This is a genomic window from Ruminococcus sp. FC2018 (assembly GCF_000621805.1).
GTDB lineage: Bacteria > Bacillota > Clostridia > Oscillospirales > Ruminococcaceae > Hominimerdicola.
Genome location: NZ_JHXH01000003.1, coordinates 14,326 through 37,098, shown reverse-complemented (window position 1 = coordinate 37,098; position 22,773 = coordinate 14,326). Strand labels below are relative to the sequence as shown.

The window sequence follows — 22,773 nt, the reverse complement described above, 5'->3', positions numbered from 1 at the left end:
ACCAACCTACCCTAACATAACGGAATATCCGCAGAGCTTTCAAAACCCTGCGGATATTTTGTTTCTCACATTTTCCACATCGCAGCCTGCTGCCGCCTTTTCACAAAGCCGCAGTAGATACCGCCCTTTTGCATCAGCTCGCTGTGCGTGCCCTGCTCGGCGAGCTTTCCGCCCGAAATGACAAGTATCTTGTCGGCGTTTTCTATAGTGTTGAGACGGTGTGCGATGACGATGAGCGTTTTGCCCTTGCAAAGCTCGGAGATAGCTTCCTGTATATAGCTTTCGTTGTCTGCGTCAACGCTCGCTGTCGCTTCGTCGAGGATAACGATAGGGGAGTCTTTGAGAATGCACCGTGCGATAGAAATTCTCTGCGCCTGACCGCCCGAGAGCGATGTGCCGCCCTCACCGATAACGGTGTCAAAACCGTCGGGCAGCTGCATTATGAAATCATAGCAGCGTGCCTTTTTTGCAGCCTCGATGACTTCCTCACGGGTCGCTGTCGGTCTGCCGAGTGCGATGTTGTTATACACTGTATCTGCAAACAGATACACACGCTGAAAGACCATGCTGATGTTATCGAGCAGTGCAGAAAGCGGCATATCACGGATATCCGTTCCACGCAGGCGTATCTCGCCCGACTGTATATCCCAAAGCCTTGCAAGCAGACTTGCGATAGTCGATTTTCCTCCGCCGGACGGACCGACGAGCGCTATCATCTCGCCTTTGTCGGCGGTGAATGAAATGTCATGAAGAACGTCTTTCTTGTCGTATGCAAAAGTGACATTTCTGTATTCTATCTCGGGTGCAGAGCTGTCTGCATCGGTGCTCGTTCCGGTGTCGTCAAGCTCGGGAGCATCAAAAACTTCCTCTATCCTGTCCATGCAGGCACTCATCACGGTGAGTCTTGCAATCTGCCCGTAAAACGACTTCATCGGAATGAACAGGTCGAACAGGAAAAGCAGTATGCCGACAAAGTAATTGACAGGCATCACACCATAGTGATACAACAGCGCACACAGCCCGAACACTGCGATCGTGCCGAGTGCATAGGTGAGGTTTATCGAGATCTGCCAAGGCTCCTGCTGACGCTCAAAGCCTATGTTCACCTTGCAGTTCTCCTCGAAGCTGTTTGTAAGCTCACGGGACTTTTCACCGACTATGTTATAGCTTTTTATCAGACCGATGCCCTCGGTGAAATCAATGACAGACTCGGTGACCTTTTCGCTTGCACTCTGCCTTTCTGCCGAATGTTTGAGCGTGCTCGTCTTCATCTTCTCACCGATGAAAAGCATAATGAGCGAAATTATCAGCGAGGTGATGCCAAGGCGTATATCGAAGATGAACATGAATATCACCATTATTGCCTGCGAGCACAGATAGCTCATCATATCGGCAATAGTTGACATGCAGTTTTCCTCGATAAATACCATGTCCGTCGAAAGCACGGAGCTTATCTTTCCGATGTTGCCCTCGGTGAAATAGCCCATAGGCATTCGCCTGAGATGATTTCCGAGTTTCATTCGCATATCTGCAAATATCATATATCCTGCCGCAGACTGAAGCCTGTCCGAGCAGTTCTGGAGTATCGCCTGAACAGCAACGCTCACCACGAGTGCGACAGCCGCATAGATGCAGGCCGTCTTTGTTATCTCACCGTCGATAAAGGCAGTGATGATAAAATACGAAACGACTATCGGTGCTTTCATCAGCAAGTCCTTGAAAAATGCCAGAACGAAAGCTCCGTATATCCTGCCCTTGTAATTGCCCGATGCTGCGAGCATACGGTGTATAAGTCCTATCATGCCTTCACCTCATTTCCGATAGACCATGCGGAGCGTTCCTGCGAAAGCTCCCACAGCTTTTTGTAATCCTCACAGCTTTCAAGAAGTTTTTCGTGCCTGTCCGCAGCGACAAGTTCGCCGTCACGGAGCACGCATATCTTGTCAGCGTTGACGATAGTCTGCAAGCGGTGTGCGATGACAAGCACCGTCTTGTCCTTGATGATGTTAGCGATAGCGGCGTTCATCTTTTCCTCGTTCTCGGGGTCGATGAATGCGGTCGCCTCGTCAAGCACGATGATAGGTGCATTTTTGAGCAGTGCTCTTGCAAGCGAGATGCGCTGGCGTTCGCCGCCCGAGAGTTGCTTTCCACCGTCGCCTGCCATTGTGTCAATACCGTCGGGCAGTCTTTGCAGGAATTCATCGCACTGCGCTTGGTTAGCTGCAACTAACACCTGGTCACGAGAAGCCGCAGGGTTGCCGAGCAAAATATTTTCGTAAAGGCTCGTGTTGAACAGGAACTGCTCCTGCGACACATAGGATATCTGCTCGTTGAGGGCTTCAAGGCTCATATCGGTGATGTCCTGTCCGCCGATAGTTATGCTGCCGCCGCCGATATCGTAGTAGTGTACCAGCAGTTTTGCGAGAGTGGATTTTCCGCTGCCCGATTCGCCGACAAGTGCGGTCATCGTGCCTTGCTTTAGGTCGAGCGAGATGTTGTGTATGACCTCTTCGTCATTGTATCCGAAAGACACATTTTTGAACGAGATGTCTCTGCCGTTACCAATGAACTTGTTGCCCTTCGTTTTCAGAGGCTCAGCTTCCATTGCCTTTTCTATCTCGGCGACTTTGTAATTGAGCTGAGGGAATTTGCCTGCAAAGTTCATCGCTTTCAGAAGCGGCATGCCTACTGCAAGTGACAGGCAGACAACGAGAACAAGGTCTGCAAGCGTGCAGACACCGTTGATGACCAGCAGTGTTCCGACAGGAATGGTCACGAGTGCAACACAAGGGATAAGGGCACTGTAAAGAGCCATCCACGGCCAGCATATCCTGTACCAGTCGAGTGTGAAATCACGGTATGATTTTATGTCTGTCTCATAACGCTTGTATGACTCGCCGTCACGGCCGAACACCTTGACGACCTCCATACCGTTGACATACTCGATGATAGTGTTGTTCATCTTTGTCGCAGCTGTGTAGTAGTCGTTCATCTTTGCCATTCCCGACTTGAACATCATTCCCATAGCAAACAGACCAAGCGGCAGAGAGCCGAGCGACAGCAGTGCAAGCCGCCAGTCCACAAAGAACATACAAATTATCGCAATAACGGCTATTCCGAGATTTGCAATGCCCTCGGGGATAGCGTGTGCAAGCAGCAGCTCGACCTGCTCAATATCGTCGGTGAACAGCTTTTTGATCCTGCCGCTGCCTTTTTCCTGTATCGTTCCCAGCGGCTGCTTTTCCATTTTTCTCTGCAATGAGCAGCGGAGATTTTTAAGTGTGTTGTAAGCTGCGATGTGTGAAAACTTCAGCCCGAGAACATAAAGCACAGCGTGCAGCACAAGGCACACGGCGCTGATTCCAAGGCTTGCCGCAAGGAATGTTCCGCCGACGCTTTCACCTTCCGTCAGCGGTTTGATTATCCTGTAAACGAGATAGTAAGGCACCATACTTGCGATTATGGCGGTGAGCATAAACGCCGCCGCAAGATATGTGTACTTAGTGTAACTGCCCATATAGGGCTTGACTTTTTTGAACATATTTATCCGCCTTTCCGTGTGAGTCCGATGACCTTTGGCCAGTCAAAAAATCTGCATATCGCTCTGCAGTGGACTTCGATCTCTTCCCATGTCATTGCGTGAATGAACGGCTCATAGACCGATGTCCAGAATGACGAGCACAGAACATGAAGTTCCTTTGCTGAAAGGTCTGCCCGTGCAAGACCTCTCTTTCTGGTCTCGCTGAAAATAAGCTCGTAGGTTTTGCTCATCATCTCAACAAAATCGTGCCGGAAATTCTCATAGCGAGTGCCTGCGCTTTTATCGAGCAGAAGAACGAACCCCCGGCGCTGTTTCCATATAAGCTTGAAGGTCTCGAGCATTGCGGGTTCGTCCATCATCCACGACCTTGCGATCTGTGCATCGCTCATCGACGCAAAATCCGCATCCGACCGTGCAGCTATAAACTCAGTCAGCTGTTTTATTGTCGGTTCGACGACTGCACAGAACAGCTCCTCCTTGCCTTTATAGCGTTTGTACACCGCACCTGTCGTGATGCCGGCAGCATCGCATATGCTTTTGAGTGAAGCATTAAGAAAGCCGTTTTTCAGGAACTCTTTCTTAGCACATTCAAGAAGCTTCGGGTCGATGCTTTTATCGGGTGTTGACATAATATACCTCCTTTTCGATAACTGCGTTACTGATAATCCGATTATCAGTATATCCTGCTGATAGTGATTTGTCAAGCACTGCACATAAAACACGCACAGCTTTTGTAACTTTCAACAACGCAAAAGCAATTATTCACAATAGGTTAGTGAAAACTAACCAATTCGCATTAACCGCATTGACAAAGCCTTTATAAAGTGATAAAATCACAATGGTTAGTTATGACTAATTGCTATTGCGGAGGTATTGATATGAGCTTTACGGACAATTTTGGAAACCCCAAGGGCTTGCTCGGACGAATGATGCTGGTCAGCATGGACAGGGAACATCTGCCTATGGCTAAATGGGCATTTGAGCAGATCCGGCTGCCGAGTGAGGGATACATCGCCGACATCGGCTGCGGCGGAGGATACAACATCAGGCGTATGCTGAAAATGACAGACGGCGCTAAACTTATCGGTCTGGACATCTCTGACGAGAGCGTGAGAAAAGCGAAAAAAGTCAACAAGGACGAGCTTGGCAAGCGAGTGAAGATAATGCAGGGCAGTGCCGAAAAGCTGCCGTTCAAGCCGGACAGCATAAGCTGTGTCACTGCGTTTGAAACGGTGTTTTTCTGGAAGGACATCGCCAAGGGTTTTGCCGAGGTGTTCAAAGCACTCAGAGCGGGCGGCAGCTTTGCAGTCATAAACAATTACGGCGACCCGAAGATAGACTGGGAAAAGAAAGTGCCCTGCATGAAGCGTTACACCGCACAACAGATAAGCGCGCTTATGCAGCAGGCAGGATTTGAAGTCACCAAGGTAAGCGAAAAGGACACGCTGTTTCTGGTGATTGGCAGGAAAGGAAGTGCTGAGAATGTTTGATGCAAATGACAGAGTAGTCGCTGCACCCGATGCGAGATGGAGCGTTCTTTACAAGCTCACAAAAGCTGTAGTCAAAGCGGCGAAGATAAAGGACTCGCTTTCGGGCACAAAACAGGAAGTGCTTGAAAAGGCGGCAAAGATGAACGAGAAAAGACAGTTCGCAATGCCGACAGATAAAAAGGCGAACTATACCGATCACATGATATTCGGGCAGTATCACTGCCTTGAGGTCAACTCAAAGGATCGCAGAAAGAAAAGAGCGATACTGTTCGTGTTCGGCGGCGGAATGATACTCGGTTCGGACAGCAAAGACGTCGGGCTTTGTGCAAAGATAGCAAGGCAGACCGGCACAGATGTATGGTTTCCTTACTATCCGATGTGTCACGAGCACGATATGCTCGAAAATGTTCAGATGATTTTTGAGTGCTACAAGCTGATGCTTGAATGCTATGAGCCTCAGAACATCGTTTTCCTCGGTTTCTCGTCGGGTGCGGCACTTATACTTGATCTTATAACATATATAAACGAACTGAATGACGGCGGTGAAAACATACCAATGCCGGGAATGCTCATTCCTGTTTCGCCCGGCAGCGTACCTGTTACGGACGAGGAAAAAAAAGCTCTGCACAGGCTTGCAAAAACAGATATCATGATACCCGAGGATTATATGTATATCGCCCGAGAGATAATGCAGCACGGCAGGGACATCCCCGAAAAGTATCTTGCGACAGCACACGGCGATTTCAGGAATGCACCAATGACTCATTTTTACTACGGCAGTGCAGAGGCGCTTTACGCTTTTGCACCGAGCTATGCAGACAGCTTCAGAAAAGCAGGTGCAGAGTGTGTTATCCATGTCGGAAAGGATATGCATCACTGCTATGCACTTCAGTATTTCATACCCGGGTGCAAACCGGCATTTGAGGAGATAATGAATCTGATAAGATGCTACTATATCGGACTTATCGAGGACGAGAAAAGCAGAAGAAAAAATAATCAAACAGGATCATAGGAGGAGAGCAAAATGGGACAGACAGCAGTTGAATTCAAGGATGTCGTAAAAACATACGGCAAGGGCGATGGTATGCAGGTCGCAGTCGATCATGTCAGCTTTACGATAGAGCAGGGCGAGTTTGTGGTGATACTCGGCCGCTCGGGTGCAGGAAAATCGACGGTGCTGAATATGCTCGGCGGAATGGATCAGCCGACAGAAGGCAAGGTCATCGTTGACGGACAGGAGATATCGGGCTTCAGCGACAAGCAGCTTTCAAGCTACCGTGCCGATACGATAGGCTTTATCTTTCAGTTTTACAACCTTATCGCAGGACTTACTGCGTATGAGAATGTTGCACTCGTAAAGGATATCAAAAAGAATGCACTCGATGCAGGCGAGATGCTTGACAAGGTCGGATTGTCAGACCAGAAAAACAAGTTCCCGTCACAGATGTCGGGCGGTCAGCAGCAGAGAGTTTCGATAGCCAGAGCACTCGCAAAAGATCCTAAGATAATTCTCGGTGATGAGCCGACGGGCGCACTCGATTCGGAAACAGGTCTTATCGTGCTTGAGATGCTGCAAAAACTCTCAACTCAGGACGGTCACACGGTCATACTTGTTACACACAACGCCGATATTGCAAAGTGTGCAAACAGAGTGATACATATGCGAAACGGCAAGATAAAGTCGATAAAAACTAACGACTCCCCGATGTCCGTCAAGGACATAGAGTGGTAAGCACGGGGAGGTCTTGTTATGTTAAAGCGAAAGATGCTTCGTGACATCAAGGGCAACTTTGCACAGTTCTTTTCTATCTTTGTGCTGTCGCTCGTTGCCATGTGGTGTTACACAGGCTTTCAGTCAAATGTCATCGGCGGAACGAAAGCGAGAAAGGATTTCAATTCAAGCACTAACTTTTCTGACGGTTGGATATACGGTGCCGATATGACGCAGCAGCAAGCTGATAATGTCAGAAAGCTTGATAAGGTAAACGATGTTCAGCTGCGATCACAGACACTCGGCAAGGCTGACGAGGATCATAATTCTGCGGAGATATACTGCTATTTCCAAAGCGACAGCGTCGTTACCAGACCGTACACGATGAAAGGCGAGGACTATGACCCGAGTGACGAAAGCGGCGTGTGGCTGTTTTACCGCTTTGCAGATAAATGGGGATTGAAAGTCGGAGACAAATTCAGCGTTCATGTTTCGGGACAGGATATAGAAAAAGAAATAAAAGGACTCGTCATAACTCCCGAATACGAGTTTGCCTGTGCCTCGACCGATGCGGACACCGATTTTCACAATATCGGCTTTGCGTATTTTTCACTCGGCGTGCTGCCGCAGGACAAGCAAAGTTTCAACCAGATAGTTTTCACCTGCGAGGGCGACCCGCTCAAGCTGGAAAGTCAGATATCCGATGCGCTTGACGGCAACTATGCTTTTATCGGCGACAGAAAGAGCATCGACGGATACAACCGTCTCACCGATGAGCTTGACCAGCATGACAGCTTTTCGTATATCTTCTCGGGCGTGTTCGTTGCAATAGCACTGCTTGTCATCACAACGACGATGAAAAGAATGGTCGCTTGCCAGAGAACGCAGATAGGCACGCTCAATGCACTGGGAATGAAAAACCGAAAGATAATGGCTCACTATCTGAGTTTCAGTATCGTGTCATCGGTGCTTGGCTGTATAGCAGGCATACTGCTCGGCATTTTCACGCTCGGAAAGCTTATGGTCGATATGTTCGGCGGCGAGTATTACTCCGTTCCGAACTGGAGCGCAGGCTATGATATGAAGAGCATAGTGCTGTCATTGGTGATAGTCCTTGTCTGCACGCTTACCGCATATCTGAGCTGCCGCAGGATACTTAAGATACATCCTTCGGAGGCACTTCGTCCTGCCGCTACAAAGACCGCAAAGAGCTGCGTATTTGAAAAGCTGCCTTTCTGGAAAAAGCTCGGCTTCAACGCACGCTACAATCTGCGTGATGTTTCCCGTTCAAAGATGCGTGCGGTCATGGGCATATTCGGAACGATGATGGGAATGCTCGTTATGACGCTCGGTCTGGGTGCGTATGACACGGTCGGATATGTGCGCCAATGGTACTTTGAGGATATACAGAACTACAACACGCAGGTGCTTTTGAAAGATGATTGCACACTCGAACAGGCACAGCAGCTGCAGATAGAATTCGGCGGCGAACTTGTCGCAATGGATATGATATCTGTTGCTGCCGAATCCCACCCTGTTTCTGATGACATCATAAGCTGCAAGCTGGCGGTCACCGAGGGCAAGCAGCTTTTCAGAGTCTCAGACAGAGACCTCAATATCGGCTCACTTGAAAAGGGTAAGGTCGCTCTGACAATGAAACAGGCTGATAAGCTGAAACTGAAAGTCGGCGACAAGGTCTATTGGAAGACCGCAACGGGCGACAAGTGGATAGAGAGCGAGATAGGTCTCATCTCCCGCCACCCGTCGGTTACGGGAATATCCATGCTTCGTGAGGATTACGAAAAAGAGGGCTTTGAATTCAGACCGTCAATGCTCGTTTCAAAGGACGACTGTTCGGGCGCAAAGGGCAGAGACTACATAACCGCCGTTCACAGCATGAGCGATCTGAAAAAAGCCTTTGACAAGAGCATGGAGGTCATGGATCTTCTGGTGTACTTTATGATCTTCTTTTCATTGCTGCTGATAATCGTTGTGCTTTATAACTCGGGCAACCTGTCGTTCAACGAGCGTGAAAAGGAATTCGCAACGCTTAAAGTCCTTGGTTTCCAGAGCCGTGCGATACGCAGGCTCATCTCTGCGCAGAACCTGTGGCTGTCTGTCATCGGCGTTATCCTCGGCACTCCGCTGGGCAGCGTGGCATTGCAGGCAATGATGGATTCAAACGGCGATGCGATCGACTGGCCGTGCAGGATACACTGGTACACATATCTGCTCGCAGCAGCGTTTGTTATGGGCGTGTCAGTGCTTGTCGGCTTTATGTTCTCAAAGCGCATCAAGCGGATAGATATGGTCGGCGTACTCAAAGGCATGGAATGATCATTGCCTTGATGAAACAGTGAAAGGAGCGGTACTAATGAAACAGCATAAATTCTGGGCATATGCACTTGCAGTTTGTCTGATGATGCTTTTTATCACAGGCAAAAAACATAAATAACGCTTACATCTTGTTCTTCCCTTTCTTGAAGATACCCGCATGGAATCAGATCCCGTGCGGGTATTTATTTTTGCCGTTTTTCAAAAAAAATCAGATTTTTTTCTGAAAAGGTCTTGACAAACAGGAAGAAATGTTGTAACATAACATTGTTACGTAACGCTGTTATGTGGAGGACAAAAAGATGCCAATAAATAACGAGAGCCGTGAAAAGCTCATAGAATGTGCAAAAAAAGAGTTCCTTGAAAAAGGCTACGAGAAAGCGTCGCTGCGCAGTATCTGCACGCAGGCAGGGCTGACGACAGGTGCGGTGTACTTTCTTTTCAAGGACAAAAATGGACTGTTTCAAGCAGTCGTGGCGGGCGCACTGGACGAGTTTACCCAGCTGATGCAGACGCATTTTGCTGAGGAAGCAAACCTTGATATCTCGGCATATACGTTCGTTGCAGGCGAACACGACGAGTTTGCAAAGCAGATGGTCGACCTGCTTTACAGCCACTACGATGAGATGATGATACTGCTCGAAAAGTCGCAGGGATCGCAGTTTGAGGATCTGCCCGACAGAATAATAGAGATGCTCGACGCAGGCTATCTGAAGTCGGCGCAGAAGTTTGCAGATGCAGTGCCCGGCAAGCGTGTCAACAGGTATATGCTGCACTGGCTGAGCCATGTACAAGTCGATGCGTTCATTCACCTGCTGACGCACGAAAAGGACAGAGACAAGGCGGAGGAAAAGATAAAGCCCGTGCTTGACATGCTGGTCAAGTCGTGGCTTGAATTTGTGCTTGAAGACGACAAATAACTTTTTTATCAGAGCATATGTCCGAATGGGGCTAACCGTCCTGTCGGACACTTGGGGCGACCGGAAAGCCCCAAATGAAACAAAACGGTTTCAGAGCAGGATCTTCTGCTCTTGATATGACCATAGGTTAGTTGAAACTAACACAGACAAGGGAGGAAACAGCAATGTATCTTGAGGTAAAGAACTTAAAGAAAAGCTACGGTAAGGATCAGAGCTACATTCAGGTATTAAAGGGTGTGAACACATCTGTGAAGAAAGGGCAGATGTGCGTTATACAGGGCACGAGCGGCTCGGGCAAATCGACTCTGCTCAACTGCATCGGCGGACTTGATGAAATGGATTCGGGTTCGGTGACAGTTGACGGACAGGAGATATTCGGTCTGAAGCCTGCACAGCTTTCCGATTACAGACGTGACAATCTCGGCTTCATTTTTCAGTTCTACAATCTTGTGCCGAACCTGACGGTCAGGGAGAATATCCGTGTCTGCGAGTATCTGACAGATGACCCGCTTGATATGGATGAGCTGCTCGAAACGCTCGGGCTGACCGAGCACCAGAACAAGTTCCCGTCACAGCTTTCGGGAGGTCAGCAGCAGAGATGTGCTATCGCAAGAGCACTCATCAAAAATCCCAAGCTGCTGCTTTGCGACGAGCCGACGGGTGCGCTCGATTCAAAAACATCACGGGATATCCTCGTGCTGCTTGAAAAGATAAACGCAAAGTACGGTACAACGATGCTGATAGTTACTCACAACAACTCAATAAAGAATATGGTGCACAAGGTCATTTTCCTTAAAGACGGGCTTGTTATAAAAGACTACGAGAACGAGACGAGAGTTCCCGCAGCACAGCTGGAGGACTTGTAAAATGAACAGAGTACTGAGAAAAAGGCTGCTGCGTGACCTCAGAAGCAACCTCGGAAGATACCTTGCACTTGTGTTGCTCATCGTTATGGGTGTCTTTCTCGTTGTCAGCATGGTCGGCTCGGCAGATGCGATAATACAGGGAACAGATGAAAAAGGCAAAGACAGCTTTGTGCAGGACGGACAGTTCACCGTCTTTGTGCCGCTGACGGACAGCGAGCTTGAAAAGCTCTCGGAAGGAGACTGCGTGATTGAGCAGCAGTTCAGCACCGATATGCCAACAGACGACGGCAAGGTGCTGCGGCTTTTCAAAAACAGGGAAAAGACAGACCTTATACAGCTCACCAAGGGCAGAAACGCACAGAGCAAGGGCGAGGCGGTTGTTGAGCGCCGCTTTGCAGAGGTCAACGGATACGATGTCGGAGATAAGCTGACCGCAGGCGGCGTGGAGTTTGAGATAGTCGGTCTCGGAACAGTTCCCGACTACGATGCACCGCTTCGCAAGCTTTCGGATACGGGCGTTCAGTCGGAGGTGTTCGGTCTGCTCTTCGTCACATCTGATGAATATGATAAGATAGTTTCTGCATCTTCGCAGAAAGCACAGGAGTACACTTACTCCTACCGTCTTGGAAAGAATGTCACCGACGACGATATGAAAAGCAGGATAAAAGAGCTTGAATTTGACTATGAAAAAGTCGAGGACAAGTATTTCAAGGAGTCGATAGCTGAGTTCCTCGATGCGAAAAAAGAGATTGAGGACGGCGTTTCGGGAATACATTCAGGCTCAAAGGAGCTATCAAGCGGTCTCGGGAAGCTCGACAAAAGCAGCAGTGACCTTATATCATCCGCACAAAAGCTGTTCGATTCATATCTTGCGCAGGCAAACAAGGCAGCGGCAGCGTTCGGAATAAAGCAGACGCTGACAGAGCAGAATTATGCAGACGTTCTCGCTGCCGCCGCAAAGGCAGACACAACAGGTCAGGCTGCATCGCTGAAAGCAAGCCTTGACAGCATTGCGGCTTTCAAAAAGGGCATAGATGATTACACAAACGGCGTGGGAGAGGCTGCCAGAGGCTCGGGCGAGCTTTACAGCGGCGTTGACAAGATGAAAGATTTCACCGACGAGCTTGTGAAAAAAGAGTTCGTGCTCGATATCGACAATCTGACAAGCTTTATCAAGGCAGGCGACAACGCAAGGATAGCCGCTGCGGCTGGCGACGTCATAATGAACAAGGTCGGCGGTCTTGTTGCAGGTGTCATAGTGCTGATACTTTTTGCGTATGTTATCTCGGTGTTCGTCGTTCACCAGATAGAACAGGAATCGAGCGTTATCGGTTCGCTGTATGCACTCGGCGTAAAGAAAAAAGACCTTCTGCGCCACTATATCACGATGCCGACAGTTGTCGCATTCATCGGTGCACTGCTCGGCACATCGCTCGGCTTTACACCGTTCGGCATCGGCTCGCAGATGCAAAAGAGCTATACATATTTCTCACTGCCTGATGTCGATTATGTGTTCCCGCCGTATCTTCTCATCTACGGTCTGCTCATGCCGCCCGTGATAAGTGCGCTGGTCAACACGCTCGTGATAAACAAGCGCCTGGGCAGAACGGCGCTCTCGCTTATCCGCAGTGAACAGCGTGCAGAGGGTTACAAGCAGTTCAGAATAAAGTCGAACAACTTTGAAAGAGTTTTTCGTATCAGGCATATGGTCAGGGAGCTTCGCTGCTCGGTTGCAGTCGTGCTCGGAATGATGATATCTATGCTCGTCATCGTGCTCGGTTTCAACACATATTCGCTTTGTACCGATGTTCGAGACAGGAATACTGCCGACACCAAGTATGAGTATATGTACCTTTACAAATACCCCGAAAAGAAAGCGCCCGAGGGCGGCGAGGCGGCTTATGTCGAGGGACTCAACACAGAGGTCGGCGGCTATACTCTCGAGGTCAGCGTCATTGGTATCGACGGCGAAAGCAGATACTTTGATGCAAAGACCGAAAAGGGCAGCAATAAGGCTGTCATCAATGACTCTCTTGCAGAGCGCTTCGGTTACAAAGAGGGCGACAAGGTGACATTCACCGACCCTGCAAACGACATAGACCATACATTCACCGTCACCGGCATCGCCAAATATTCACCCGGCTTTACTGTCTTTATGGACAGGCAGAGCATGTGCGAACTGTTCGGAAAGGACAAGGACCATTTCAATGCCGTGTACTCGGATAAACAGCTCGACATCGAGCAGGGAAGGCTTTACAGCGTCACGACAAAGGACGAGATTAAAAAGAGCGCAGGCGTATTCATAGACCAGATGACCTCGTTCATCGTAATGCTGCTCGCCGCAGGCTCGGTAATTTTCTGCGTGGTGATGTATCTTATGATGAGCGTTATGATTGACCGCTCAAGCTTCGGCATCTCGCTTATCAAGATATTCGGCTACCGTCCGAAAGAGATACGCAGTCTCTACCTCAACGGCAACCTTATCGTTGTCGCTGTCGGCGGACTTGCAGCGATACCGGCGGCTAAGTTCATCATTGATCTTGTCTATCCGTCGTTCGTCGCAAATGTCGCCTGCTGTATGGATACATCTTATCAGTGGTATGCATATGTCCTGCTTTACTGCGTGATGATGCTCGTTTACCTCGTGATAAACAGACTGCTCGTCAGAAAGATATCAAAGATAACACCTGCCGAGGTGCTGAAAAACAGAGAATGATACTGATTTTTTTGCGAAAGGGTGATAGTGTGGATGCCTTTATAAAGCGCAACACAAAGCTGATGTGGAGAAAAACTCCGAATTCAAGAGAGAAATTCCCCGAGTATCAGGAAAGAGGATACTTTGAGGCGCTTGTAAATGCACTTATCCACCGGGATTATCTTGTTAACGGAAGCGAAGTCCATGTTGTCATTTTTGATGATCGGATGGAAATCTATTCTCCCGGCGGAATGCCGGACGGAACTATGATACAGGACAGAAACATAGAGCAGATTCCGTCAACAAGAAGAAATCCTGTCCTTGCTGATATTTTTGCAAGGCTTGGTTATATGGAGCGTGAAGGCAGTGGCATCAAGAAGATAAGAATGAGCAGTTTTTCCTCTCCTAATTTTACACCTGATAAAGAGCCGCAGTTCTATTCTGACAGAGTGCAGTTTGTGGTTACTTTTCCAAATCTGAACTATGGACATAAAACAGTTCAAGTCACGGACCAAGATACAGACCAAGTTACAGACCAAGTTATCGGAAGTGTAACATTAGCTGCTTTGGTAGCGTATTGTAAGACACCTCGCACAAGAAAGGAAATACAAGAGTATTGCGGATTGAGCGGAAGGACTAATTTCAGAATAAAGTATTTGAGACCTTTGCTTAACAACGGCACTCTCAAAATGACTTTACCTGATAAGCGGAACAGTGGAAATCAGAAGTATTATTCATGATATTATGATTGATAGATTCGTACCTGCGGACCTTATTTGGACCTTATTTCTGACAAAGGCTGCTTGAGATCACTTGAAACTGCGTGAATTGATGGTGTCAAAATCGGCGCAACAGCTGAGATCAGCACAGACCGGCAGTGAACGGTGCAGCACCTTGCCATCGTTCAAGTCCCGTTTGCCGCATAAAAGAAAAGCTCGCAAACACGGCGTTTGCGGGCTTTATTTTTGTCCAAAAGTGTGTTTTGGTCTTTGTTTGGTCTTTATTTTCACCAAACGATACTAAACGATATGCCACTTTACACAGTATCTGCGCCGTTTGCGCCTGTGACACTCTTGTGTCACTTTGGCCTTTATTTAGCTGTCAACTAAAATATGTATGAAAACAGCCCTGCAAGTCTGACCCGCAGGGCTGTTGCTTTTACGGCGTTAACCGCTCTTTTCAAGGAACTCTGCAACCGCATTGCTCGCTCGCTGCTTGCTCTGTGCGAAATAGTGACTGTATGTTGACATGGTGGTTATCGGCGTTGAGTGTCCAAGCGTTGCGGCTACGGTCGTCGGGTCGATGCCTGCCTCTATTTCAAGCGAGGCGAACAGATGCCTGAATGTGTGTATGCCGTAGAATGGGAAGTTGTTTCGCTCGCACTCCCGCATCAGCCAGGTGTATGGAGTGTTCGGGTGCATCGGCTCGCCGTTCCACTTGATGAACAGCCTGTCGTTTTCAACCCATTGGTCGCCGATGCTGACCTTGTATTTGTCCTGCTCCAGTTTGTACTCTTTGAGCAGCTCGCAGATCACCTGCGGCATATTGACCGTTCTCGTTGACTTTACGGTCTTTGTGCCGTCGGTGTACACGCCTTTTTCTGCGGTGTAGTTTGAGGTCTGATGTACATAGAAAACTTGCTCATCAAAGTTGATGTCTTTCCACTCCAGCCCGAGCAGTTCGCCTCGTCTGCACCCGGTGTACACAGCCAGCTTGAAGAACACTTTGTATTTCAGCGGTGCGGTTTCTATCATCTGCATAAACTCCTTGATCTGCTCCTTGGTGTAGATCTGCTTTTCCTTTTTCGTCATCAGCTTTCCATTTGCGTCGAGCTTCGGTATGACGACTTTTCTGCACGGATTCGAGCTTATCATATCAAGGTTCTTTGCGTACTCAAAGATAGATGAGATGAACGACAGGTGGTGCTTGATAGTTTTCTGCGACAGCGGTTTGCCGTTTCGCTTGTTCGCACCGTTTCGTGCAAGCGAGTTGATGAACACCTGAATGTCGTGTGCGGTTATCTTGTCTATCCATTGGTGTCCGAGTGCGGGGTAGACTCGTGATGCAAGCTGCCTGTCACGCTGAAGTGAGGTGCTGCGGTGATTGAACTGTGCGTACTCATCGAACCACATTTCCGCAAGACGCTGAAACTTGATGTTCTCTGTGACAGTTCCGTGTGAGCATTCTTCCTCAAACAAAGTGACCTGCCTGTTGAGCTCTTTTTTGACCTGGCTTGCAGACATTTCCTCGCTTGGTCGCCATGTCTTTGAGTGGGTTATCTGTTTGCCGTAGATGTCGTATCCACAGGAAACAACTATGCGGTATGACTTTCCTCTTTTCGTTATCGTTGCCATAATCTTTTCCCTCCTTTCGTATTGGTATTCTACACAATATCACAGACTTACGGGAATAGCTATCCCGGCTGTGATGAATTAAGTTTCACAACATATTTTTTGACTATTCAACTGATTCACCGTAGAGATATTTGTACAGATTGTCACGATTGATAAGAGTTTTCTTGCCGGCAAAGACGCAAGGCAGCTCACCCGATTTGCACAGCCTGCGGATCTGATATTCGGTAAATCCGGGAACTTGTTTTGCCGCTTCCTTGATAGTCAACATCGTAGGAAGTTTCTTGTTAGGCAGACAGCTTTCGTCAATGTAGTCTGACTTATCAAGTACAGGACGAGCCTGTCTGTAACCGAATTGACCGTCCTGCTCAAACATTTCAAACATCATTCTTGCACCGTTTTTAAACCCTGTTGAGTATGTCTCTCTGTTGACGATGTCGTTCTGCCGGAGCTGCACATTGAGCAAAGTGTCAAACATAATTCTCTGCTCATCGGTCAGATCTTTTGAGAGATTGGTGAACAGCTCACGCCATTTTTCATTGAGCTTGGCAAACTGTTCGGCTCTGTCGCTGTCATCTCTGCACGGCAGCATCATTTCAAATCTCTGCTGTGAAGTTAAGTTTTCATTTTTCATTTTCTATCATTCTTCCTTTCGTTTCTTTTTGATTTTTTTTCGCTGTTAAGAATTACAACACAACTGTTTTGTTCAGCTGAAAACTGCTCGTGACGCCAGTGGAACGCCTCGCAGCACCGCCGAAAGAGGCTGATTTTTCGATTTTTGACGCCTGTACTTTTGCAAATTTTCGATTTTGACTCCAATTCTCATTTTGCAGATTCTCTCGCAAACACGCCGAGCTTTGCTCGTCGAAGTGAGGCGTGCGGCGGCAAATGACGCCGTGCTTTTTCCTGCAAAGTACTAAATGGAGCCTTTCCGGTGCCAATTCCGAGGGTTGATATCGGTTGCCGTTTCGCAGGCAGACACACTTTGTTATCATCTTCCTCTGTCAATGATGCAAGGGGGTCCACGGGGTTCTCCCCGTGCCGGTAATGCGGGAGGCTGACCGCTTCAGCGGGACTGCCACCTGCGATGCTGGCGTGTCCGGAATCAGTGCAGGTTTCGGACTGCCGTTTGATACTGATACTTGGAACAGTTTTATTCATTACTCGTAAGCCGCAAAGCGTTCAAGCACGGGCTTTTGTCTTTTCTGCAAATTCAAAAGTTACTATACAGATAGTAAACTCCTGCGGCGAGAGTTCTTTGCCCTGTCATTCGCTCACACTTGCGCCACGCTGCCCTGTGCGGCGTTGTGTTCCTGCGGGTCGGGGAGTTTGTCCACCGAGGGAGAGTGTGGGCACAAATCGGCTCACAGTGAGGGGTCAAAATCGGGTACAACTATACCTCGCTCTCTGAAAATCTTCTCCCGAAGTCTGGCTGCGCTCTGCATCAGAATTTCATCAAGTGTATAACTTTTCACCTCAACTCTCTTTCCATTGATGATTGCATACTCAGGGTCAGCTCCGCTGCGAAAAGGGACAGCTAACTGCCTGACAGGGTCAGCTAACTTTTCACAAGTGTTGTTGATGCCTACACTCGCAGAGTCAATAGAATCAGTAGTTTGTGAGCTTTCAGATTTTCCGGCAGTGACAGCAGGGTCAGCATTTTGTGACGGCTCGGGCATCAGATTTTTGCCGTCACCGGTGTCACTGTCACGGTCGTACTCCAGCATAATCAATCGCTGTCCGTTGCTGCGCTTGTGAGAGAACTTAACTCCGTAGCTTTGCAGTTCATAGCCGTGCAGTGTCAGCTCTTTCTTCATCATATTTGGAAAGAACTCCCGAGAGTATTTCTCTGCCAGCAGACCGCACAGCTCTGTCGCCGAGCCTTTGAACGAAAGCAGCTCAAGCATCAGGTCGTGAATGGCAAAAGAAAAAAGGTCGGGCGGCTTATCCTCGCTCTCGTCTGTGACCGTCCAGCTTGCACCCTTCCGGGTTAGCAGCAGTTCCGTGTCCTCAATGTCTCGACCCGTGCAGTGCAAGGTCGCTTGGTTTGCACTCCGCTTTGCTTTCATCAGCACCAGCAGTCCGTCAACGCAGCCGTTCAGACCTGTGCTGCCTGAGACCATGTTGAACGGATCTTTGTCGGCGGCCTTGCGCAGATGATGTACAAGCACGATGCTGATACCGAGCTGTTGTGCGAGAGCTTTCAGCGGCAGAAGCTCTGCATAGTCACTGCCGTAAGTTGAGTCTGTTTCACTCCTTACCATTTGCAACGTGTCGATAACAACGAGGTGCAAGTCCTCATGTGCAGACTTGAACTTGGTTATCTGTTCCTCCAATCCGCAGCCGATAGAGTCAGCCATTATCGAAAAGAACAGATTGTCCGACGGCTCATCTGTCAGTTCATAGAGCCTCTTTTGGATACGCTCGTAGCCATCTTCGAGACAAAAGTACAGTGCAGTGCCGCCGTTTGTCTCACGCTCAAACAGCTTTTCTCCTTTTGCAACTGCGAGGCAAAGCTGCAAAGCGAGCCACGATTTCCCCGCCTTCGGGGAGCCTGCAAGAATGTACAAGCCTTGGGCAAGCAAGCCGTCAACGGCGAACTCTATCGGCTTGTACAGCGTGGTCATTATCTCCTCGCAGGACTTGGTGATCAGTTTGTTCATGTGATTTCTCCTTTCTTTTTGTGTTTGTTGAGAACGATCGCCCTCTATATACTTACCGATGAGAAACGACAAAAAGCGACATTTTTCTGCCGTTCACGAATTCTTTACATTTTACAAGGCAAAAAAAGACCGCACAGATCTCTCTGTGCAGTCGATTCTACGCTGCTTTCTTTCGTTTCTTCGTGGGTTTTGACCGGGCAAGATACTTGCAAAGCCGTTTGATATTGTACGGTATCTTTCCCGTGTATTCCTCGTGGCAGCCCATTGCAAGCCTTGCATACTCTGTGCGCAGTTTTTCAAGCGCTCTCTTTCTGAGCTTCCTCACATTGCCGGGAGTTGTTCCGACTGCTTTGGCGATCTCGTCAGTATTTCTGTCCTTAAGAAAAAGCTCAATGACTTGATACTGCTTTGGTGTGAGGGCTTTCATACTTTCGCACAGCAGCTTGTCCTCAAACCGATCTTCGATGCGTTTGATAAGCTTGTTCTCAACTCGCTTTTGGAACGGGTGCACACCGTAGAATTTGCTTTTTGAAGATACCATTTTGCTATGCTCGGACAGTGACATTTCTTTTCTGCCCTCGTAGTATCTTCGGTCTGAATTGAGATGCGCTCTTTCAACCTCCTGCCACTGCTCTGATTTGTAGAATGACACCAGCTGCTCGTACTCTTGTTTCGTATGCGTTTGCTTGAACAGTTCAAGCGGCGTAGGTAACTCTGAAACGACACTCTCATTATCTTTCTTATGGTAGTATTGGATCCTCATGAATACACTCCCTTCGGTTTGGTTATGTATCATGAGTGCCGTCAGGTCACGGCTTTATTCTATCATTCGGGGCAGGATGTGTCAATAGTTAACTGTACAATTGGTTGGACAGCTGCTGGACTGTCCGTTTCTTTGTTCTAACACTTTGTTATCAATTCAGATGTTGACTTTGCCACTAACCAGAGTTAACATACAACACCACAGCGGCGGCAGGGTTCGTATAATATATCAAAACAAGATAAGCCTCCCGAAACCGACGTATATACCTATCGAGCGTGATCTTGACGCTCGAATGCCCGAGCAGCTCGCTGAGCGTTTTTACGTCGACGCCGCTCTTGACGCACTGCTTAGCAAATGTGTGACGCAAGGCGTGAAAGTTGCGGTAGGGCACACCGATTCGCTTGAGAAACGACTTGAACCGCAGCGTGTAGGTGCGTGGCTCGGTCGGTCTTGGTGAGCAAGTCAGGATGAAATCATCGTCCGAACAGCACTGTTTGAGCATCACAATCTCACCCAGCAAAAAGCTTGGTATCGGCACATCACGCAGCGAGCTTTTGCTTTTCGGAGTGTCAATAACTATCGCTGTTTTCTGCGCAGAATCACCTTGATTTGCGATGCGAAACAGCGTCTTTCGCACATGAATAAGCTGCTCGGCGATGTCGATATCTTCCCAGGTCAGAGCGCACAGTTCACCTATTCGCAGACCTGTAAACAACGTCAGCACAATCCCAAGTTCAATGCTATTGCATAAATCCGCACAGTTCCGTATTCTGCAAATCTCAAATTTGCTGAACACCGAAATAGTATTATTTTGGGCTTTTGGCAAACTAATGTGCTTCGCCGCATTTGACAGTCCATACTCAAGTTCACCGTATTCAAGCACCGAGCGAAGCAGTATCATGATTGACTGCATTGTTGTCGGGGACAGACCAAGCCCTTTCTTTCCGCCGTTTGTGAGCATATCGTCAATAAAGCGGTTGAGCATAAAGGAGTTGAGATTTTCAACTTTTAGCGTACCAAATCGCTCACGCAGATAGTTGTTGTACAAGGTCAGGTAGTTGACAAATGTCGACTGCTTGACCTTGTTTTTGCGGCTCAGATGCCACGCTGCGAACAGTTCGTCAATAGTTATCGGCTTGCTGACGGGCAGCAGATCGCACCGTGCGAGTTTGAGTTTTTCCGAGCACTCGGCGTAAGAATGAGCGTATACGGATTTGTAAACCGCCTTGTCAAGCTCGTTTCTGCCTGAAATGTAGCGTCCTTCCCAGCGTCCGTCGCTGCGTTTGTGAATGTTATCTCCTCGTCTGGACATAGAATTACCTCCTCAAATTTGATAATTCAAGTATATCGCAGCGACCAGGATTTTGACCATATTCAAGCTGAAACAGCATCAGAAATGCAGCTAAAACAGCTGTAACTGCATTGCAGTTTAGTCAATTTCACAAACTAAAGTACATATTGCACAATGTTGTTTGTGCAATACTATCAAAAATGACAATTGAAAATTATGTCATTTAATGGTATAATATACGATAGATAATTTATTCATAAATTGGGAATATGGAGGATAACTGAAATGGCAGTATTTAAGTGTAAGATGTGTGGAGGCTCATTGGAAGTAACAGAGGGTATGACCGTCTGTGAGTGCGAGTATTGCGGAACTAAGCAGACTCTGCCAAAGACGGATAATGAGCAGGCTCTCAATATGTTCAACAGAGCTAACCACTTCCGTCAGCAGTGTGAGTTTGACAAGGCTGCTGAGATATATGAAAGAATGACAGCACAGAGAGATGACGCTGAGCTTTACTGGTCTATTGTTCTGTGCCGTTACGGTATAGAATATGTTGATGATCCGCTTACAAAGAAAAAGATACCTACCTGTCACCGTACACAATATAAATCTATTCTTGAGGACGCCGATTACCTTGAGGCTCTTTCACATGCAGACAGCGTGCAGAAAGAGGTGTACAAGCAGGAAGCTGAGTACATAGACAAAGTTCAGAAAGGCATACTTGAAATATCAAACAAGGAAAAGCCTTTTGATGTGTTCATCTGTTACAAAGAGACCGATGATATGGGCAGAAGAACGCCGGACAGTGTACTGGCACAGGACCTTTACTATGGACTTGTAAAGGAAGGCTTCAAAGTATTCTTCTCAAGAATAACGCTTGAATCAAAGCTCGGAACAGAGTACGAGCCCTACATTTTTGCTGCCTTAAATTCAGCAAAGGTAATGGTAGTTGTAGGCACAAAGCCTGAGTACTTCAACGCTGTCTGGGTACGCAACGAGTGGAGCAGATACCTTATGTTAATGCAGGAGGACAGAAGCAGGACACTTATCCCTGCCTACAAGGATATGGATCCTTACGACCTGCCTGATGCGCTTTCTATGTTCCAGGCACAGGATATGTCCAAACTCGGGTTTATGCAGGATCTGATCAGAGGTATCGGAAAAATAGCAAATGATCAACCGGTAAAAAGTGTTTCAGCCCCAGCAGAAGCATCTAAGCCCACAAATTCAAACATTGAGAATCTTCTGAAGCGGGGTGCACTCGCATTGGAGGACGGAGATTGGAGCGCTGCAACAGATTTTTATGAGCAGGTACTTAATGAAGATGTTGAGGAATACAGAGCTTACGTTGGTAAACTCTGTGCAGCCCTGAACATACATTTTGAGACTGAGCTTCCATCAGCCAAAAAGGATTTTTCACAGAACGAGAACTATAGAAGAGCTATCAGATTTGCTGACGATAATAACAAGAAAAAAATGGAGACTTATAATCTTGATTCTATGTATAATGAGGCTATGCAGGTATATGAACGCTCAACAACCAACAAGGATTTTGAAGCTGCAGCCGCTCTATTTGAAAGAACACCGGATTACAGAGACTGCAAGGAAATGATCGAAAAATGCAGAGAATGTGCCAATGAATGCATATACCAAAGAGCTGAACAGGCTTTGCGGGATGCTAATAACGATTCGTCTTTAGCACATGCTGCCAGTCTATTTGCTAAAATTAGCGGCTATAAGGACAGTGCAGAAAAGAGTACCGATATTCAAGCTAAAGCATTAGAGATCAAGAACGGAACAGTTTATGCTGAAGCTATTGAAAAAACAAAATACAGTGATCCTGATAATTTGAAATCTGCTGCTAAAATGTTTAGATCACTTGGAGCATATAAGGACAGTCAAGCTAAGGCTGATATAATTGAAGACAGGATAAATAAATATAAAGAACTCGAAGATGAAAGAGGCAAAATTAGTAATAGGAGAAAAGAGATATCTAAACAGCTTAAAAATTTAGGTGTGTTCTCAGGCAAATTAAAAAAGGCTTTAGACCAAGAATATACAGAGCTTGGGAGCAAGCTTCAATACATACACAAAACCGCCAGCGATCTGCTGAAAGAAAAACTTTTTTGACACCTAGATTATAAAATA

The 22,773-nt window shown here is 47.7% G+C and carries 17 protein-coding genes; 9 read left to right on the top strand and 8 right to left on the bottom strand.

The window, feature by feature from the left end; genetic code table 11:
- Positions 1-65: 65 nt before the first annotated feature.
- Genes T494_RS0102615 through T494_RS0102605 form a run of 3 tightly spaced genes read right to left on the bottom strand, consistent with a single transcriptional unit; the run spans position 66 to position 4,170 of the window.
- Complete coding sequence (locus T494_RS0102615; RefSeq protein ID WP_028504944.1) at positions 66-1,802, bottom strand: ABC transporter ATP-binding protein; 1,737 nt, start codon at positions 1,800-1,802, stop codon at positions 66-68.
- Positions 1,799-3,541, bottom strand: coding sequence for an ABC transporter ATP-binding protein (locus T494_RS0102610; RefSeq protein WP_028504943.1), 1,743 nt, complete (start codon positions 3,539-3,541; stop codon positions 1,799-1,801). The genes T494_RS0102615 and T494_RS0102610 overlap by 4 nt, the downstream gene beginning before the upstream one ends.
- Positions 3,542-3,543: 2 nt before the next feature.
- Positions 3,544-4,170: a TetR/AcrR family transcriptional regulator gene (locus tag T494_RS0102605; protein ID WP_028504942.1), complete on the bottom strand. Its 627-nt coding sequence runs from the start codon at positions 4,168-4,170 to the stop codon at positions 3,544-3,546.
- A 249-nt stretch (positions 4,171-4,419) separates the two neighbouring features.
- On the opposite strand from T494_RS0102605, the gene T494_RS0102600 reads away from it, so the two are divergent.
- The 8 genes from T494_RS0102600 to T494_RS12080 all read left to right on the top strand — a co-directional run bounded on the left by T494_RS0102600 (position 4,420) and on the right by T494_RS12080 (position 14,297).
- Positions 4,420-5,031, top strand: a complete 612-nt coding sequence (locus tag T494_RS0102600; RefSeq protein ID WP_028504941.1) for a class I SAM-dependent methyltransferase — start codon at positions 4,420-4,422, stop codon at positions 5,029-5,031.
- Positions 5,024-6,043, top strand: a complete 1,020-nt coding sequence (locus T494_RS12085) for an alpha/beta hydrolase (protein WP_051539948.1) — start codon at positions 5,024-5,026, stop codon at positions 6,041-6,043. The genes T494_RS0102600 and T494_RS12085 overlap by 8 nt, the downstream gene beginning before the upstream one ends.
- A 12-nt stretch (positions 6,044-6,055) precedes the next feature.
- A complete protein-coding gene (locus tag T494_RS0102590) occupies positions 6,056-6,763 on the top strand; it encodes an ABC transporter ATP-binding protein (protein WP_028504940.1) in 708 nt (235 codons plus the stop codon).
- Between the two features lie 18 nt (positions 6,764-6,781).
- Positions 6,782-9,079 (top strand): ABC transporter permease, encoded by a 2,298-nt coding sequence (locus tag T494_RS0102585; protein ID WP_028504939.1) that lies wholly within the window; start codon positions 6,782-6,784, stop codon positions 9,077-9,079.
- Between the two features lie 299 nt (positions 9,080-9,378).
- A complete protein-coding gene (locus tag T494_RS0102575; protein WP_028504938.1) occupies positions 9,379-9,996 on the top strand; it encodes a TetR/AcrR family transcriptional regulator in 618 nt (205 codons plus the stop codon).
- 164 nt (positions 9,997-10,160) lie between these two features.
- Positions 10,161-10,862: an ABC transporter ATP-binding protein gene (locus T494_RS0102570; protein WP_028504937.1), complete on the top strand. Its 702-nt coding sequence runs from the start codon at positions 10,161-10,163 to the stop codon at positions 10,860-10,862.
- Position 10,863: 1 nt separating this feature from the next.
- Positions 10,864-13,578: an FtsX-like permease family protein gene (locus tag T494_RS0102565; RefSeq protein ID WP_028504936.1), complete on the top strand. Its 2,715-nt coding sequence runs from the start codon at positions 10,864-10,866 to the stop codon at positions 13,576-13,578.
- The gene (locus T494_RS12080; protein WP_051539945.1) at positions 13,575-14,297 is read left to right on the top strand and encodes an ATP-binding protein; all 723 of its coding nucleotides are present in this window, start codon (positions 13,575-13,577) and stop codon (positions 14,295-14,297) included. The genes T494_RS0102565 and T494_RS12080 overlap by 4 nt, the downstream gene beginning before the upstream one ends.
- Positions 14,298-14,723: 426 nt before the next feature.
- Here T494_RS12080 and T494_RS0102555 read toward each other — a convergent pair whose 3' ends face one another.
- The 5 genes from T494_RS0102555 to T494_RS0102535 all read right to left on the bottom strand — a co-directional run bounded on the left by T494_RS0102555 (position 14,724) and on the right by T494_RS0102535 (position 20,646).
- Positions 14,724-15,911 carry a site-specific integrase gene (locus tag T494_RS0102555; RefSeq protein WP_028504935.1) on the bottom strand — a complete coding sequence of 396 codons (1,188 nt, stop codon included), beginning with the start codon at positions 15,909-15,911 and terminating at the stop codon, positions 14,724-14,726.
- A gap of 103 nt (positions 15,912-16,014) precedes the next feature.
- Positions 16,015-16,542 (bottom strand): helix-turn-helix domain-containing protein, encoded by a 528-nt coding sequence (locus tag T494_RS14095; RefSeq protein ID WP_242836369.1) that lies wholly within the window; start codon positions 16,540-16,542, stop codon positions 16,015-16,017.
- A 730-nt stretch (positions 16,543-17,272) separates the two neighbouring features.
- Positions 17,273-18,571, bottom strand: a complete 1,299-nt coding sequence (locus T494_RS12075) for an AAA family ATPase (RefSeq protein WP_037343765.1) — start codon at positions 18,569-18,571, stop codon at positions 17,273-17,275.
- Positions 18,572-18,728: 157 nt separating this feature from the next.
- Entirely contained in the window at positions 18,729-19,334 is a 606-nt protein-coding gene (locus T494_RS0102540) for a sigma-70 family RNA polymerase sigma factor (protein WP_028504933.1), read from the bottom strand.
- Between the two features lie 175 nt (positions 19,335-19,509).
- Positions 19,510-20,646 carry a site-specific integrase gene (locus T494_RS0102535; RefSeq protein WP_028504932.1) on the bottom strand — a complete coding sequence of 379 codons (1,137 nt, stop codon included), beginning with the start codon at positions 20,644-20,646 and terminating at the stop codon, positions 19,510-19,512.
- Positions 20,647-20,910: 264 nt separating this feature from the next.
- Here T494_RS0102535 and T494_RS0102530 point away from each other — a divergent pair, with 264 nt between their 5' ends.
- Complete coding sequence (locus T494_RS0102530; RefSeq protein ID WP_028504931.1) at positions 20,911-22,755, top strand: toll/interleukin-1 receptor domain-containing protein; 1,845 nt, start codon at positions 20,911-20,913, stop codon at positions 22,753-22,755.
- The last annotated feature ends 18 nt before the right edge of the window (positions 22,756-22,773 follow it).